Origin of the sequence: Streptomyces sp. 11x1, from assembly GCF_032598905.1 — a bacterium.
GTDB lineage: Bacteria > Actinomycetota > Actinomycetes > Streptomycetales > Streptomycetaceae > Streptomyces.
Window position 1 is genome coordinate 1,133,709 of record NZ_CP122458.1, and the last position, 14,708, is coordinate 1,148,416.

Sequence of the window (14,708 nt, forward strand, 5' to 3'; positions counted from 1 at the left end):
CCCTGTGCAACCCGGGCTCAGCCCATGCTTTCAAGGGGCGCGGGGAACTGCGCGACCAGCCACGACGCACCCGCACCCGCCGGGAATCCCACCACCCCCAGAACGTTGAACCCCATATGACCCCGGCCCTCCCCTCCACCGCCTCCACCCGCTTCTCCGTCCTCGACCGCTCCCGCACCCGCGAGAACCACCCCACCCCCGAGGCCCTGCGGGACACCGTCCGGCTGGCAAAGGACGCGGAACGGCTCGGATTCCACCGCTTCTGGGTGTCGGAACACCACGGCGTCCCCGGAGTGGCCGGCTCCGCCCCCACCGTCCTGGCCGCCGCCGTGGCCGCCGCCACCCGCACCATCCGCGTGGGCACCGGAGGCGTCATGCTCCCCAACCACCGCCCCCTGATCGTCGCGGAGCAGTTCGGTGTCCTCGCGTCCCTGTTCCCGGGCCGGATCGACATGGGCCTCGGCCGGTCCGTCGGCTTCACGGACGGCGTACGCCGGGCGCTGGGCCGGGACAAGGACGACGCCGACGACTTCGCGGGCCAGCTGGAGGAGCTGCTCTCCTGGTTCCGGGGCACCTCCCCGACCGGCGTGCACGCCCGCCCGTCGGAGGGCCTGACCGTCCCCCCGTTCGTGCTCGCGATGGGCGAGGGCGCCGACATCGCCGCCCGGGCGGGCCTGCCGATGGTGATCGGCGACCTCCGCGACCGCGAGCGGATGCGGCGCGGCATCGACCGCTACCGCGCGGGCTTCCGTCCGTCCGCGTGGGCCGAGGAGCCGTACGTCGTCGTCTCCGGCACGATCGCCGTCGCCGCCACCCCGGAGGAGGCGCACCGGATCCTGCTCCCCGAGGCCTGGGCCATGGCCCACTCCCGCACCCATGGCACGTTCCCGCCGCTCGCCCCGGCGGAGGAGGTCGAGCGGCGGACGATGACAGCCAGGGAGCGGGGCTTCTACGAGGCCGGGCTGACCGGTCAGGTGTACGGCACCCAGGAGCAGGTGGCGCACGAGCTGGAGTCGTTGATCAAGGAGACGGGCGCCCAGGAGGTCCTGGTGACGACCAGCACGTACGACCGCGAGGCGCTGCTGGACTCCTACACCAGGCTGGCCCGGATCGCGGGACTCGGCTGAGCAGGCAGGCACCCGCCGCCCACTTCGGGCACGTGCGCGACCATGGCCGCCATGTCGATCACCGCCGTCTGCGCGGCCCCCGCCAGCGCCCGCCGGTCGAGATGGTCGGCCGGGCGGACGACGGGCCGTACGTCCACCTCGGCGACGACGTCACGTGCCGTCACCACCCGCCACACGGAGGCGAGCAGCGAGTCGTCCCCGACGTAGGCGGGCGTCGTGCTCGGTCCGCCCCGGGCGAGCCGGTAGCGGACGCGGACCGGCTGTACGGGCACGTCGGCGTCGAGCGCGGCCTGGAACACGGCCCGCCGGAAGCGTCCCTGCCCACGGCCGCACCAGGTGCTGCCCTCGGGGAAGGCGACGACGGCCGCGCCACCGCGCAGGGCGTCGGCAATACGGGTGACCGTGTCCGGCAGCGCGCGGATGCGGTCCCGTTCGATGAACAGCACCCCGCTGCGTGCCACGAGAGCGCCCGCGACCGGCCACGCCCGTATGTCCGCCTTGGCGAGCATCCGCGCCGGGCGTACCGCGCCGAGCAGTGGTACGTCCAGCCAGGAGACGTGGTTGGCGACGAGGAGAAGCCCGCCGGTGGGCGGGGCGGCGCCGGAGATCCGTACCCGCACCCCCGACGCCCGCACGACCCACCGGGACCATCGCCGTACGGCTCCGGCCGGGGGCCGCAGGCCGACCAGGCTCACCAGCACCCCGACGAGGACCAGGGCCACGACCGCCGCGAACCGGACGGCGGCCCGGGGCACGGCGGCGCGGGACGTCCTCGTCTCCACGCAGGCCCCGGGGGTGCAGGGCGCGCTCGGCAGCCAGACACTCACCGGGTCACGCCGCCGGGACGAGGGAGAGGAAGTGGCGCAGGTAGCGGGCGTCGACCCGGCGCATCGACAGCAGCACGTAGAGGTCGGCGACGCCGAAGTCCGGGTCGTGCGCGGGCTCGCCGCAGACCCAGGCGCCGAGCCGCAGATAGCCGCGCAGCAGCGGCGGCAGCTCGGTACGGCCTTGCGGGGCCTCGTCCTTGGGGACCCAGGGCAGCAGCGGCCGTACCCGGTACTCCTCCGGCGCGAGGTTCCTGGTCCGCACCCGGTCCCAGGTGCCCGCCGCGAGCGCCCCGCCGTCGCCGAGCGGGACGGAGCAGCAGCCGGCCAGCCACTCGTGGCCGCCCTGGACCATGTAGCGGGCGATCCCTGCCCAGATCAGGCTGATCACGGCGCCGTCGCGGTGGTCGGGGTGGACGCAGGAGCGGCCGACCTCCACCAGCGAGGGGCGGATCGCGTCGAGCCCGCCGAGGTCGAACTCGCCCTCCGAGTACAGCCGTCCGGCGACGGCGGCCCGCTCGGGCGGCAGCAGCCGGTAGGTGCCGACAACCTGTCCGGTGAGGGTGTCCCGGACGAGCAGGTGGTCGCAGTAGGCGTCGAAGGGGTCGACGTCCAGTCCCGGCTGCGGCGACGCCAGCAGGGCGCCCATCTCCCCGGCGAACACCTCGTGCCGCAGCCGCTGCGCGGCGCGGACGTCCTCCTCGCTGCCGGCCAGGGTGACGATGTAGCGGGTGGGGGTGGCCGACTGGGGCGGGCTGTCGAGTGTGGAGGCGGTCATGGCTTCTCCCGGTCACGGGCCGACTCGGCGGCGTCAGAGGCGGACCTGGGGACGTGCGGTCCGCCGCCCCAGTTCTTCCGACACCGGCTGACACGCGCGTGTCCGGTCGCGGGAGCCTGGATGTGCGCTTGCTGAACGGAACGGTCCCGGTGGACGTCACCTGGCCGGGGCGCAACCCCCGAGCCACGCGCGGGTTTCATCGGCGTCGAGGACCCGCTCCAGGACGAGTTCGCCCGTCATCCGGGGGAAGAACCGCCCGGCGGGCCAGGTCCGCTCGTACGGCGGTGGATCGAGCACCAGCAGCCGTACGCCGTCGACGACGGGGATGTCGCTGGGGGTGCCCTCGTTCCACACCCACTCTCCGCCGGGTGTGACGAGGTTGAAGGCCCCGGTCGTCGGTACCTGGCCGGGCGCGTCCCGGCAGACGGCGACCTCCCTCTCGGACGGCGCCCGCCCGTCGACGTGCCCACCGCCGACGAGCACCCCGGCGAGCAGGGTGTGGAGCTGGAAGTTGTCCCCGATGCCGCTCATCCGCATCGCGTACCCGGTGCCGCTGGGCCGGTGCAGCACCACCAGCGGCTCGTCGTCGAGCACGAGCAGGGCGTACGCGAGGCACTTGAAGTCGTGCCCGGACGCCTGCTCCACGGTCCGCAGCGCCCGGAACACCCGTGCGCGGGTCACGGCGCCGAGGCCGGTCCGTACGGCGGGACGGTTGAGCAGGGCGACGGCCGCCATCTCCCAGCGCGAGAGCAGCCACCAGCCGAGGGCCGCCTCCATGCCGACCCGTTCGACGATCGAGGGGTCGGGGTCCCCGTGGTCGGGTTCGGGGAAGTCACCGCCGCCGGTGGCCGACCAGCGCTCGCAGAACTTCCCCGCGGCGCCGAGCGCCCAGTCGAGCCCGTGGAAGATCGCCGGCGCGCAGTCGGCCGGGTCGGCGCCCCGTTCGACGCAGGCGCCGATCACGATGGCGACCATGGTGTCGGGCCCGGCGGGCAGCTCCGGCAGCAACGCGACCAGCCGGGGCGCCGCCTGGGCGATCTCGTGCTCCGCCGCGCCCTCGAACCGCCGGTGCATCTCCTGGTACGCGCGCTGGATCCGGGCGCCGTCGCGCTCCCGCACAGCGGCGTCGAAGCCGGCGACGGCCTCCAGGAACCGCTGCCTCCCCCTCCGCCCGAACATCATGAGCGCAGCCTACCTACACAGAAAATCCAGACGGGGCCGGGACTGAGCACCACTCCCGACCCCGCCCGTCCGCACGATTCGGCGAACGTTCAGCGCCCCCGAAGGGGCACGGGGCTGTGCCGATGTGCGGCTCCGCCGCGTGGGCGCGCTCAGCCACAGAGCACGCGCACCCCGCAATCAACAGGCACCCGACGGCGCTACCGCTTCCCGGCCTTCCTCGTGGCCCTCAACCACTCCTTGTTCATGCTCGTGATCGACACCAGAGGGATCCCCTTGGGACAAGCCGTGGCGCACTCACCGGCCAACGTGCACCCCCCGAACCCCTCGTCATCCATCCGCGCGACCATGTCCAGCACCCGTGTCTCCCGCTCGGGCGCCCCCTGCGGCAGCACGTTCAGATGGTTGATCTTGGCCGAGGTGAACAGCATCGCCGCCCCGTTGGGACACGCGGCCACACACGCCCCGCACCCGATGCACTCCGCGTGCTCGAACGCGAAGTCCGCGTCCGGCCTGGGCACCGCCGTGGCGTGCGCCTCCGGCGCGGCCCCGGTCGGCGCCGTGATGTATCCGCCGGCCTGGATGATCCGGTCGAACGCGGACCGGTCGACGACCAGGTCCTTGACCACCGGGAACGCCGACGCCCGCCACGGCTCCACATCGATCGTGTCGCCGTCCGAGAAGGACCGCATGTGCAGCTGACAGGTCGTCGTCCGCTCCGGCCCGTGCGCGTCCCCGTTGATGACCAGCGAGCACGCCCCGCAGATGCCCTCCCGGCAGTCGTGGTCGAAGGCCACCGGGTCCTCGCCCCGCAGGATGAGTTCCTCGTTGAGCGTGTCGAGCATCTCCAGGAAGGACATGTCGGGCGAGATGTCGTCCACCTCGTACGTGGACATGGCGCCGTCTGCGTCGGCGTTCTGCTGCCGCCATACGCGCAGGGTGAGCCTCATGCGTAGCTCCGCTGGGTGGGATGGACGTACTCGAAGACGAGGTCTTCCTTGTGCAGGACGGGAGCCGAGCCGGTCCCCGTGAACTCCCAGGCGGCGGCGTACGAGAACTCCTCGTCCCGGCGCTCCGCCTCGCCGTCGGCCGTCTGGGACTCCTCGCGGAAGTGACCGCCGCACGACTCGCTCCGGTGCAGCGCGTCGAGGCACATCAGCTCGGCGAGTTCGAGGTAGTCGACGATCCGGTTGGCCTTCTCCAGCGACTGGTTGAACTCCTCGCCGGTCCCCGGCACCTTGATCCGCCGCCAGAACTCCTCACGGATCTGCGGGATCCGCTCCAGGGCCTTGCGCAGGCCGCCGTCGGTGCGGGCCATGCCGCAGAACTCCCACATCAGCTCGCCGAGTTCACGGTGGAAGGAGTCGGGCGTACGGTCGCCGTCGACGGAGAGCAACAGGTTCAGCCGGTCCTCCGTCTCGGCCAGCGCCTCCTGCACGACGGGGTGTTCGCGGTCGATGCCGCCCTGGCTCGGGTGCCGGGCGAGATAGTCGTTGATGGTGGCCGGGAGCACGAAGTACCCGTCGGCGAGGCCCTGCATCAGCGCGGACGCGCCGAGCCGGTTGGCCCCGTGGTCGGAGAAGTTGGCCTCCCCGATCGCGAACAGGCCGGGGACGGTGGTCTGGAGGTCGTAGTCGACCCACAGTCCGCCCATCGTGTAGTGCACGGCCGGGTAGATCCGCATCGGCACCTCGTAGGGATCCTCGTCGGTGATCCGCTGGTACATGTCGAAGAGGTTGCCGTACTTGGCCTCCACGGCCCTGCGCCCCATCCGCGCGATGGCGTCGGCGAAGTCCAGGTAGACGCCCTGCCCGCCGGGGCCGACCCCGCGGCCCTCGTCGCAGACGTTCTTCGCGGCCCGGGAGGCGATGTCACGGGGGACGAGGTTGCCGAAGGAGGGGTAGATCCGCTCCAGGTAGTAGTCGCGCTCGTCCTCGGGAATCTTGTTCGCCGGACGGGTGTCGCCCTGGGCCTTCGGCACCCAGATCCGGCCGTCGTTGCGCAGCGACTCGCTCATCAGCGTCAGTTTCGACTGGTGGTCGCCGGTGCGCGGGATGCACGTCGGATGGATCTGGGTGAAGCACGGGTTGGCGAACAACGCGCCCCGCCGGTGCGCCCGCCACACGGCGGTCGCGTTGGAGTTCATGGCGTTGGTCGACAGATAGAAGACGTTGCCGTACCCGCCGCTCGCGAGCACCACGGCGTCGGCGAAGTACGTGTCGATCTTCCCCGTGATCAGATCCCGCGCGACGATCCCGCGTGCCCGCCCGTCGACGACGATCAGGTCGAGCATCTCGGTGCGGGGGTGCATCTCCACGTTTCCGGCGGCGATCTGCCGGCTGAGGGCCTGGTAGGCGCCGAGCAGCAGTTGCTGTCCCGTCTGCCCCCGGGCGTAGAAGGTCCTGGACACCTGGACGCCGCCGAAGGAGCGGGTGTCGAGCAGACCTCCGTACTCCCGGGCGAACGGCACCCCCTGTGCCACGCACTGGTCGATGATCTCGACGGAGATCTGGGCGAGGCGGTGGACGTTCGACTCCCGCGCCCGGAAGTCGCCGCCCTTGACGGTGTCGTAGAACAGCCGGTGGACGGAGTCGCCGTCGTTGCGGTAGTTCTTGGCGGCGTTGATGCCGCCCTGGGCGGCGATCGAGTGGGCGCGACGCGGGGAGTCCTGGTAGCAGAACTGGACGACGTGGTAGCCCTGTTCGGCGAGCGTGGCACCGGCCGAGCCGCCGGCCAGACCCGTACCCACGACGATCACGGTGTGCTTGCGGCGGTTGGCGGGGTTGACCAGCTTCGCCTCGAAGCGGCGCCTGTCCCAGCGCTCGGCGATCGGGCCCTCGGGCGCCTTGCCCTCGACGACCGGGGCACCGGTCACATAGTCCGCGTACTCGGAGGACGTGGTCATGGTCAGTTCACCACTCCGGTCATGACGGCGACGGGTACGGAGACGAAGCCCACGGTCAGCACCAGGGCCAGGACGTTCGCGGTGGTCTTCAGGGCGCGGTCGCGGGTGCGGCTACCGGCGCCGAGGGTCTGCGCGGCGCTCCAGAAGCCGTGGCGGATGTGCAGGCCGAGCGCGAGCATCGCGACGAGGTAGATGACATTGCCGTACCAGGTGGAGAAGGTGTCGATCACGTTCTGGTAAGGGTGTCCGGCCTCGAAGCCGCCCGGGTGGACGGTGCCGGTCGTCAGGTCGAGGATGTGCCAGACGATGAAGAGGCCGAGGATGACGCCGCCCCACCGCATGGTGCGCGTCGCGTAGCTCGCCCGGCGCTTCTTGTGGACGTAACCGGTCGACCGGGCCCGGAGGTCACGGCGGCTGAGCTGGTAGGCGGCCGTGGCGTGGGCGACGACCGCGGCGACGAGGACCACACGGACGATCCACAGGGCCCACTCGTAGTGCAGGAACGGTTCGCCGAGGGTGCGCAGCCAGTGCGCGTAGCCGTTGAACTCGTCGGAGCCGAAGAAGATCTTGAGGTTGCCGAGCATGTGGACGACCAGGTACGCCAGCATGATCAGTCCGCTGACGGCCATGACCGTCTTCTTGCCGAGGGAGCTGTCCCACACCGAGCGCGCCAGGGGCGGTTTTCGTCCCTGCTGTTCCGCCCGTTCCGTCCGCGTTGCCAGAGCCATGCCCCTGACGCTAGAACCGCGCCACCCCATCGGTCCAAGACATGAAACAGCTCGTTTCGATAGCCGGAAACTATCGTCCCGTATCGTGGAGGGATGCAGTTCCAGCAGCTCCAGTACTTCGTGGCGGTGGCGGAGACCCGGCATTTCACCCGGGCCGCCGAGCTGGTCCATGTGGCGCAGCCGTCGCTGTCGCAGCAGATCAAGGCGCTGGAGAGGGAGTTGGGGGCCGACCTCTTCCAGCGGGCTCGTGGCAACATCACGCTGACCGACGCCGGCGAGGCGCTGCTGCCGCTGGCCCGGCGCATCCTCGCCGACACGGACACCGCCCGGCACGAGGTGCAGGAGCTGGCACAGCTGCGGCGGGGCCGGGTCCGGCTGGGCGCGACGCCGAGCCTGTGCACCGGCCTGCTCCCGGACGTGCTGCGCGCCTTCCACGACCGCTATCCCGGCATCCGGCTGCTGATCGAGGAGGGCGGCTCCCACGACCTCGTACGCCAGCTCGCGCGCGGCGCGCTGGATCTGGCGCTGGTGGTCCTCCCACTGCCCACGCCCTCCCCCGCGCTCACCACGGTGGAACTGCTGCGCGAGGACCTGGTGGTGGTCTCCTCCCCCGACGCGCCCAGGCCCGGCAACGGCCGCCGTACCGTGCGCGTCCCCGATCTGGAGGGCGAGCGTCTGGTCATGTTCCGGCACGGCTACGACCTGCGGGAACTCACCGTCGCCGCGTGCCGCTCCGCGGGGTTCGAGCCGGACTTCGCGGTCGAGGGCGGGGAAATGGACGCAGTCCTCGGCTTCGTCCGGGCGGGCCTCGGGGTGGCCGTCGTCCCCCGCATGGTCGCCACGCGCTCCGGGCGGGGCCTCAGGGTCACCCCGCTGGCCCGGCCCGGCCTCCACCGCACGATCGCCCTGGCCCACCGCAGCGATGTGGCTCCGCCTCGGGCCGCGCGGGAGTTGCAGCGGATGTTGGTCGAGCGGTGAGCGGGTGCGGTGGTGCCCGGTCTCGTCGTGGGTGGTGCGCGCCGTTCGGGTCTGCGGGTGCGCTGTGGCTGGTCGCGCAGTTCCCCGCGCCCCTTGAGGGCGCGCTGCGCGCGCCCCCGAAGAAGCCCGGCGGTCGAGAAGGCCCCCTATCCCGTCGCGTCCACCAACGCCAGTTCGTGGAGGCGGTCCGGTGGGCCCGGGCGGGCGTAGTACCAGCCCTGGGCGGTGTCGCAGCCGAGTATCCGCAACTGCTCGGCCTGGGCGCCGGTTTCGACGCCCTCGACGGTGACCGCGAGGTCGAGGCTGTGGGCGAGGGAGACGATCCCCTCGACGATCTTCAGGTCGACGGGGTCGGCCGGGAACTGCTGCATGCTCTGGGTGAACGACCGGTCCAACTTCAGGACGCGGACCGGCAGTCGGCGCAGATTGGCGAGGTTGGAGTAGCCGGTGCCGAAGTCGTCGAGGGCGATGTCGACGCCCATCTCCGAGAGCCTGCGCAGGGGTTTGAGCAGGTCGTCGTCGGCACCGATCAGAGCGGACTCGGTGACCTCCAGGCAGAGGGCGTCGGGTTCGAGGCCCGCGCGCTCCAGGATGTCGACGGTGTCCTGGACCAGCCCCGGGTGGGTCAACTGGCACGGCGACAGATTGACGTTGACCCGCAGCGGCCCCGCGGCCGCGGTGCCGCCCTGTCGCTCCTGCCACTCCCGGGCCTGGCGCACCGACTGCTCCAGGACCCAGCGGCCGAGCGGCACGATCAGTCCGGTGCGCTCGGCGAGCGGGATGAACCGGTCGGGTCCCAGCACACCGTGCTGCGGATGCAGCCAGCGGACCAGGGCCTCGGCACCGCGCACGGTCCCGTCGCCGAGGTGGACCAGCGGCTGGTACTCGATGAAGAACTCGCCCCGGTCCAGGGCGGCGGGCAGTGCGGTGGTGAGTCCGTGCCGGGTGATGGCACGGGCGTCGGCCTCCGCGTCGGCCATCTCGTAGCGGTTGCCGCCCGCCGACTTGGCACGGTACATCGTGATGTCGGCGCTGCGCAGCACCTCCGCCGGGCCGCGCTCCCCCGCCGGGCCCTCGACGATGCCGATGCTGCCGCGGACAAGCAGTTCCCGGCCGTCGATGCGGACGGGGGTGACCAGCGCGTTCATGATGCGGTCGGCGAGTTCGTCGACCTCGCGTTCGGTGTCGGTGCCGGTGGTCAGCGCCACGAACTCGTCGCCGCCGAGCCGGGCGACCATCTCACCGGGCGCGGTCGCGCAGGACTGCAGCCGGTCGGCGACCTCCACGAGCAGCCGGTCGCCGGCCGCGTGCCCCAGGCTGTCGTTGATGGCCTTGAAGCCGTCCAGATCGAGGTAGCAGAGGCCGAAGCGCTGGCCGTCGGCCGCCGCGAGGGCCTTCTCCAGCCGCTCGAAGAACAGGGTGCGGTTGGGCAGTCCGGTGAGCGCGTCGTGGGTGGCCTCGTAGCGCAGGCGCAGATTGAGCAGCCGGCGCTCGGTGGTGTCCTCCATGAGAGCCAGCTGGTACTGGGGCCGGCCGTCCGCGTCCCGCAGCAGGGAGACGGTGAGGTTGGTCCACAGGACCGTTCCGTCGGGGCGGGAGAACGCCTTCTCGGTGTGGTAGTGCTCGCGCTCGCCACGGACCAGCTCGTCGTAGAGCCGCCACACCTGGGGCGCGTCGTCGGGGTGTCTCCAGTCGGGGACCGGCCGCCCGCGCATCGTCTGCTCGGTGATGCCGAACATGCGCAGCAGCGCGCCGTTGACCTGGAGGACGTTGCCGTCGAGATCGGCGATGCCGATGCCTATGGCGGCGCCCTCGAAGACCGCGCGGAAGCGGGCCTCCGTGGCGTGCAGCGCGCGGGCGACCGCGCCCTGGGCCTCCAGCGCGGCGCGGGCGATCGCCTCCTGCTCGGCGAGGGTGCGCTGCCGCAGGGCCTCGGCGTATCCGGCGGCCATCGCCGACTGCAGCCGCGCGGCGCGCGCCCGCAGGTCCTCCTGGGGGCCGTCGCCGCCGCAGTAGAGCACCAGATAGGCCTCGACGCAGTCCAGGGTCTGGCTGAGCGCCTCGGGTTCGGTGCAGTGCGCCGCCACGAGAGCGGCGCCGACGGCCCTGCCCTCCTCGGCGTCGTACGTCCTGGCCCGCAGTGCCTCGCTGAGTCTGCGGGCCAGCGGCAGGAGTTGTTCCTCGAACTCGGGCCGGGTCAGCGAGGTGGAGGTGGCGGGGTAGACCGCCCGGCTCCAGATCGTCGCGAACCTGCGGAGTCTGTCCTCCGGCCCGTCCGGCTCCGCCCTCACGCCTTGGTCCCCACGCCGGCGAACTGGGCATAGGCATACGGATCGTCGTCCTCGGAAGCCGTGTCGGGCCGCCACTTCGCCATCGGCACCACCCCGGGTTCCACCATGTCGTACCCCTCGAAGAACCGCGCGACCTGGTCGGACGAGCGCATGGTCAGCGGATTGCGAATGTTCCTGTACACGTCCACCACGCCCGCCGCCCGCTCCTCGGGCAGCGGGATTCCCTCGCGGCAGGCGTGCGAGACGACGAGCAGACTGCCCGGCGCGAGTGCGTCACGCAGCTCCGCCACCGCTGCGTACGGGTCGTCCTTGTCCTCCACGAAGTGCAGTATGGCAACCAGAAGCAGCGCGACCGGCCGGTTCAGGTCGATCAGTCGCCGGACGCGGGGGCTCTCGAGGATGTCGCGGGGCTTGCGGAGATCGGCCGCGACCACATCCGTGTCGTCGTTCCCCTCGAGAACGGCCTGGCTGTGTGCTACGGCGACGGGGTCGTGGTCGACGTACACGACCCGTGCGCCGGGGCTGGCCTCCTGGGCGACCTCGTGCACGTTTCCGAAGGTGGGTATCCCGGATCCGATGTCCAGGAACTGGGTGACGCCCTGGTCGACCGCGTACCGGACGGCACGGCGCATGAAGGCGCGGTTCGCCTGCATGATCTTGGGCAGGCCGGGCACGAACTCCATGGCCCGGCGGGCCGCCTCGCGGTCGACCTCGAAGTTGTGCGAACCGCCCAGGTAGTAGTCGTACATGCGGGCCACGGACGGCATCGAGATGTCGATGCTCCGCGGCGCCCAGGCGGGACGCTCCATCAGTGTTCTCCAACGCGTCGGGGGTGGCGAAGGCGATCCGGTGTTCGAGCTGAGGCTACTGATCGTCCGCCGAAGGAGCGAGCGAAAACGGAAATTGACCGTCCGTTCAAAACCGCTGCCGGTGCCACATGCCCAACCACCGCCCCGACCATGCCTGTTCGAACCCGGGCATGCCAAGCGGTCCGCCCCCTCCGGTGCGGTACGGAGGGGGCGGACCTGGATCGGCCGCGCTGGTGCGGTGCGTGGGGAAGGCGCGGCCTACTTGTCGGCGCCGATCGGCTCGCCGTCACCGTTGATCGCGAACCAGGTGCCGCCGACGCCCTGGCCGTTGGTGTCGCCGGGGGCCTTGTCGTTCGCGAAGGTGTAGAGCGGGATGCAGTCGATGGTCTGCTGCTTGATGCCGTCGGGGCGGTCGAAGACGACATAGCCTCGGTTGGCGGTGGACCCCTGCAGGTTGATCCCCTTGGTGTTCTTCGCGTCGACCGGCGCGACCACGGGCCACTTGTCGAGGCAGTCGCCCACGCACTTGGTCGACATCGGCCACTGGGTGTCCTTCATGAACCGGTAGACCGTCATGCCGTTCTTGTCGACGACGATCTCGCCGAGCTTGGCGTCCTTACGGGTGGACAGGCCGACCTGCTCGACGGCCTCGCCACCCGTGCCGCCGGTGGCCGCTCCGCCGCCCTTGGTGGAGGCCTTCTTGCCGTTGGGAGCGGACGCGAACCAAGTGCCCTTCAGACCCTGGCCCTTGATGTCACCGGCCTTGGTGTCCTTGGCGAAGTAGTACATGGGCCAGCCGCCCACCGTCAGCTGCTTGGTGCCGTCGGGACGGCTGACCTCGCCGAGCAGGGCCTTGTCGACACCCTGGGCGGCGGTGGCGCCCGCGGCGGGCACCGGCGGCCAGGTGGTGGCGCACTCGCCCTCACAGGTCGTCTTCGGCGGCTCGAAGGAGTCCTTGTCGAATCGGTACAGGGTGCGACCGGCGCTGTCCGTGAGGACCTTGCCGTACTCGTCGCTGTTCCACACGGTCAACTGGCCCGCGGAGGCCGCCGTGGTGGACTGGGCCTGGTTCGACGTACCGGAACCGGCCGCGCCGGCGCCGGCCGTTCCGGTACCGGTGCCCGCGATGGCGCCGGCACCCAGCGTCGGGGTCGAGGCGGCGCCCACGTTCTGCGAGGACGTCGACCCCTGTTCCTGACCGCACGCCGTCGTCAGCACCAGCACAGCCGCAGCTGTCGCTACGAGTGAGGCGCTCCGCCAGGAGGTCTTCATTCCAACTCCCCGTGTATCCGGTGGGTGTCGCAGCGCCCTACTGCGCCGCTTGCTGGTCCTAGGTACGGGTGGGAGTGGCTCCTGTGTTCAACGTGGCACGAATTTCTTTCCGAAGTCTGTGGCGCGGTTCCGCGGCGCGGCCTGCGGCGGTATCGAAAGAGGCGTCAGCACCGGGCGTCCGCACTCAAACATTCGGGGCCCGTTTTTCGCTCCTTTGGAGCAATCACTCCGTGCTCCCGCGTACGCGGGAGCGCGAGCACGGATGATCTCCGACGTGCAAGGACCCCAGCGGACCCGATCCGCTCTCGCCCTACGGCTGTCGGCCCTGCTCGCACTGACCTGGCTCCTCACCGGAACTCCGAGCGGCACCGCGGTCGCCGACGCCTGCGCGTACGGCATCGTCGGCCCGGACGGCGGAGGCCGGGTCGCCGTGGCGATCGGGAACACCGGCTCCTGCGAGCCGACCCCCACGCCCACCCCCACGCCGCCCACGCCGACTCCGTCGTGTCCGCCGGAGCCGACGCCCACCCCGACGCCTCCGCCGCGGCCGAAGCCGCCCACCCCGACCCCGGAGCCCGCTCCGGACCCCCCGCCCGCCCCGAGACCGACACCGCCAGCGCCTCCGAGGCCCGCACCGCCGCCGCCACCGCCACCGCCGCCCGTGAGGGAGGCGCCCCGCCCGATCCCCGCCCCCACTCCCCCGCCGAAGCCGAAACCCACGCCGAGCCCCCGCCCGAAGGTGTCGCCGACCCCGGTGAGCTACCCGCCGTACCAGCCCCCGTCCCACGCGCGCGCCAAGCCCTCCGGCCCGTCGCTCGTCTCGCTCGCCCTGCTCGTCACCGTGCCCGCGGTGTTCGCCGCCGCCGCCCTGCGTCCGCGCTGATTCCTGGAGGAACCTCTTGTCGGAATGGCTTGTTCTCACCCTCGCGATGGGGGTGGCCTGTCTGGTCGTCCTCATCGTGGCCGTAGTACGGCATCACGCCGCACCCGCGGACGAGGACCCGTCCGAGACCCCGGACGTCATCGAGTACATCACCATGATGATCGGCGTGGTGTACGCCATCGTGCTGGGTCTGGCGATCGCCGGTGTCTGGGAGGCCCGCAGCGCGGCCCAGGACCAGGTACAGACGGAGGCGCAGGCCCTGCACGAGATCAGTGAACGGGTGCGGGTGTACCCGGCGGACGTGCGCGACCGGATCCGCGCGGACATCGACGCCTACGTCGACCACGTGGTGACCACGGAGTGGAAGGTCATGGCCGAGAAGGGCGAGGTGACCGAGCGCGGTACCGAGTTGTTCGACACCGTGCGCCACGAGGTCACCGACTACGAGCCCCGCAGCGACTTCGAGGCGCAGGCCTACCAGCCCCTGCTGGACCAGGTCGCCACGGCCGACGCCGCGCGCGGCAGCCGCGCGGACTCCACCGGCGAGACGATGCCGGGCGTGGTGTGGTTCGGCCTGATCATCGGCGCCGTCGTGACGGTCGGCATGGTGTTCGCCCTGCAGATCCGGCGCACGCCGCGCGAACTGATCCTCGCCGGGTTGTTCTCCGCCCTCATCGCGTTCCTGCTGTTCCTGGTCTGGGACTTCGACGCGCCCTACAGCCGGGGGCTGTCGGCCACGGCGGACCCGTTCCTGGCCCTGTTCCCCAACGCGGGCGGGTGACGGTCCCTCAGGCCCGATCCACCGAGGGGCCCGGTCCACGGCCGGGGGCCGGGGGCCGCGCTGCGCCCGTCCCCCGGCCGTACGCGTGCGGGTCCCCTGGGCGGAGCACACCCGTGCCCCATTCGCGCGACTGCGATCGCGCCACCGGGCGCG

Annotated in this window: 13 protein-coding genes; 4 read left to right on the plus strand and 9 right to left on the minus strand. The window is 71.6% G+C overall.

Annotated elements, in window-relative coordinates:
- Positions 1-116 precede the first annotated feature (116 nt).
- Positions 117-1,127, plus strand: a complete 1,011-nt coding sequence (locus tag P8T65_RS05380) for an LLM class flavin-dependent oxidoreductase (RefSeq protein WP_316724240.1) — start codon at positions 117-119, stop codon at positions 1,125-1,127.
- Here the strand turns inward: P8T65_RS05380 and P8T65_RS05385 are convergent.
- The 6 genes from P8T65_RS05385 to P8T65_RS05410 form a co-directional block, all read right to left on the minus strand.
- Entirely contained in the window at positions 1,091-1,954 is an 864-nt protein-coding gene (locus P8T65_RS05385) for a lysophospholipid acyltransferase family protein (RefSeq protein ID WP_316724241.1), read from the minus strand. The two genes, P8T65_RS05380 and P8T65_RS05385, sit on opposite strands and share 37 nt — an antisense overlap.
- 4 nt (positions 1,955-1,958) lie before the next feature.
- Positions 1,959-2,729, minus strand: coding sequence for a GNAT family N-acyltransferase (locus tag P8T65_RS05390; RefSeq protein ID WP_316724242.1), 771 nt, complete (start codon positions 2,727-2,729; stop codon positions 1,959-1,961).
- 156 nt (positions 2,730-2,885) lie between these two features.
- Positions 2,886-3,911 carry a hypothetical protein gene (locus P8T65_RS05395; protein ID WP_316724243.1) on the minus strand — a complete coding sequence of 342 codons (1,026 nt, stop codon included), beginning with the start codon at positions 3,909-3,911 and terminating at the stop codon, positions 2,886-2,888.
- 197 nt (positions 3,912-4,108) lie between these two features.
- Entirely contained in the window at positions 4,109-4,858 is a 750-nt protein-coding gene (locus P8T65_RS05400) for a succinate dehydrogenase/fumarate reductase iron-sulfur subunit (protein ID WP_316724244.1), read from the minus strand.
- Positions 4,855-6,813 (minus strand): fumarate reductase/succinate dehydrogenase flavoprotein subunit, encoded by a 1,959-nt coding sequence (locus P8T65_RS05405; protein ID WP_316724245.1) that lies wholly within the window; start codon positions 6,811-6,813, stop codon positions 4,855-4,857. Before P8T65_RS05405 ends, P8T65_RS05400 begins: the two co-directional genes overlap by 4 nt.
- A 2-nt stretch (positions 6,814-6,815) precedes the next feature.
- Positions 6,816-7,487: a succinate dehydrogenase gene (locus P8T65_RS05410; RefSeq protein WP_316731486.1), complete on the minus strand. Its 672-nt coding sequence runs from the start codon at positions 7,485-7,487 to the stop codon at positions 6,816-6,818.
- Between the two features lie 147 nt (positions 7,488-7,634).
- Here P8T65_RS05410 and P8T65_RS05415 point away from each other — a divergent pair, with 147 nt between their 5' ends.
- Positions 7,635-8,519 carry a LysR family transcriptional regulator gene (locus tag P8T65_RS05415; protein ID WP_184902347.1) on the plus strand — a complete coding sequence of 295 codons (885 nt, stop codon included), beginning with the start codon at positions 7,635-7,637 and terminating at the stop codon, positions 8,517-8,519.
- Between the two features lie 146 nt (positions 8,520-8,665).
- Here the strand turns inward: P8T65_RS05415 and P8T65_RS05420 are convergent, their stop codons facing one another.
- The 3 genes from P8T65_RS05420 to P8T65_RS05430 form a co-directional block, all read right to left on the minus strand.
- The gene (locus tag P8T65_RS05420) at positions 8,666-10,810 is read right to left on the minus strand and encodes an EAL domain-containing protein (protein WP_316724246.1); all 2,145 of its coding nucleotides are present in this window, start codon (positions 10,808-10,810) and stop codon (positions 8,666-8,668) included.
- Positions 10,807-11,619 carry an SAM-dependent methyltransferase gene (locus P8T65_RS05425; protein WP_316724247.1) on the minus strand — a complete coding sequence of 271 codons (813 nt, stop codon included), beginning with the start codon at positions 11,617-11,619 and terminating at the stop codon, positions 10,807-10,809. The genes P8T65_RS05420 and P8T65_RS05425 overlap by 4 nt, the downstream gene beginning before the upstream one ends.
- A 258-nt stretch (positions 11,620-11,877) precedes the next feature.
- On the minus strand, positions 11,878-12,891 hold the full coding sequence (locus P8T65_RS05430; protein WP_230222564.1) for an SCO0930 family lipoprotein: 1,014 nt from the start codon (positions 12,889-12,891) through the stop codon (positions 11,878-11,880).
- Between the two features lie 754 nt (positions 12,892-13,645).
- Here P8T65_RS05430 and P8T65_RS05435 point away from each other — a divergent pair.
- Both P8T65_RS05435 and P8T65_RS05440 read left to right on the plus strand, forming a co-directional pair.
- The gene (locus P8T65_RS05435; RefSeq protein WP_316724248.1) at positions 13,646-13,774 is read left to right on the plus strand and encodes a hypothetical protein; all 129 of its coding nucleotides are present in this window, start codon (positions 13,646-13,648) and stop codon (positions 13,772-13,774) included.
- Positions 13,775-13,790: 16 nt separating this feature from the next.
- Positions 13,791-14,555: a hypothetical protein gene (locus tag P8T65_RS05440; protein ID WP_316724249.1), complete on the plus strand. Its 765-nt coding sequence runs from the start codon at positions 13,791-13,793 to the stop codon at positions 14,553-14,555.
- Positions 14,556-14,708: the final 153 nt, after the last annotated feature.

Bases quoted from the DNA above. Each gene is read 5' to 3' on its own strand.
- P8T65_RS05380 (WP_316724240.1), top strand. From the start codon at position 117: ATGACCCCGGCCCTCCCCTCCACCGCCTCCACCCGCTTCTCCGTCCTC.
- P8T65_RS05390 (WP_316724242.1), bottom strand. From the start codon at position 2,729: ATGACCGCCTCCACACTCGACAGCCCGCCCCAGTCGGCCACCCCCACC.
- P8T65_RS05395 (WP_316724243.1), bottom strand. From the start codon at position 3,911: ATGATGTTCGGGCGGAGGGGGAGGCAGCGGTTCCTGGAGGCCGTCGCC.
- P8T65_RS05400 (WP_316724244.1), bottom strand. From the start codon at position 4,858: ATGAGGCTCACCCTGCGCGTATGGCGGCAGCAGAACGCCGACGCAGAC.
- P8T65_RS05405 (WP_316724245.1), bottom strand. From the start codon at position 6,813: ATGACCACGTCCTCCGAGTACGCGGACTATGTGACCGGTGCCCCGGTC.
- P8T65_RS05415 (WP_184902347.1), top strand. From the start codon at position 7,635: ATGCAGTTCCAGCAGCTCCAGTACTTCGTGGCGGTGGCGGAGACCCGG.
- P8T65_RS05425 (WP_316724247.1), bottom strand. From the start codon at position 11,619: ATGGAGCGTCCCGCCTGGGCGCCGCGGAGCATCGACATCTCGATGCCG.
- P8T65_RS05430 (WP_230222564.1), bottom strand. From the start codon at position 12,891: ATGAAGACCTCCTGGCGGAGCGCCTCACTCGTAGCGACAGCTGCGGCT.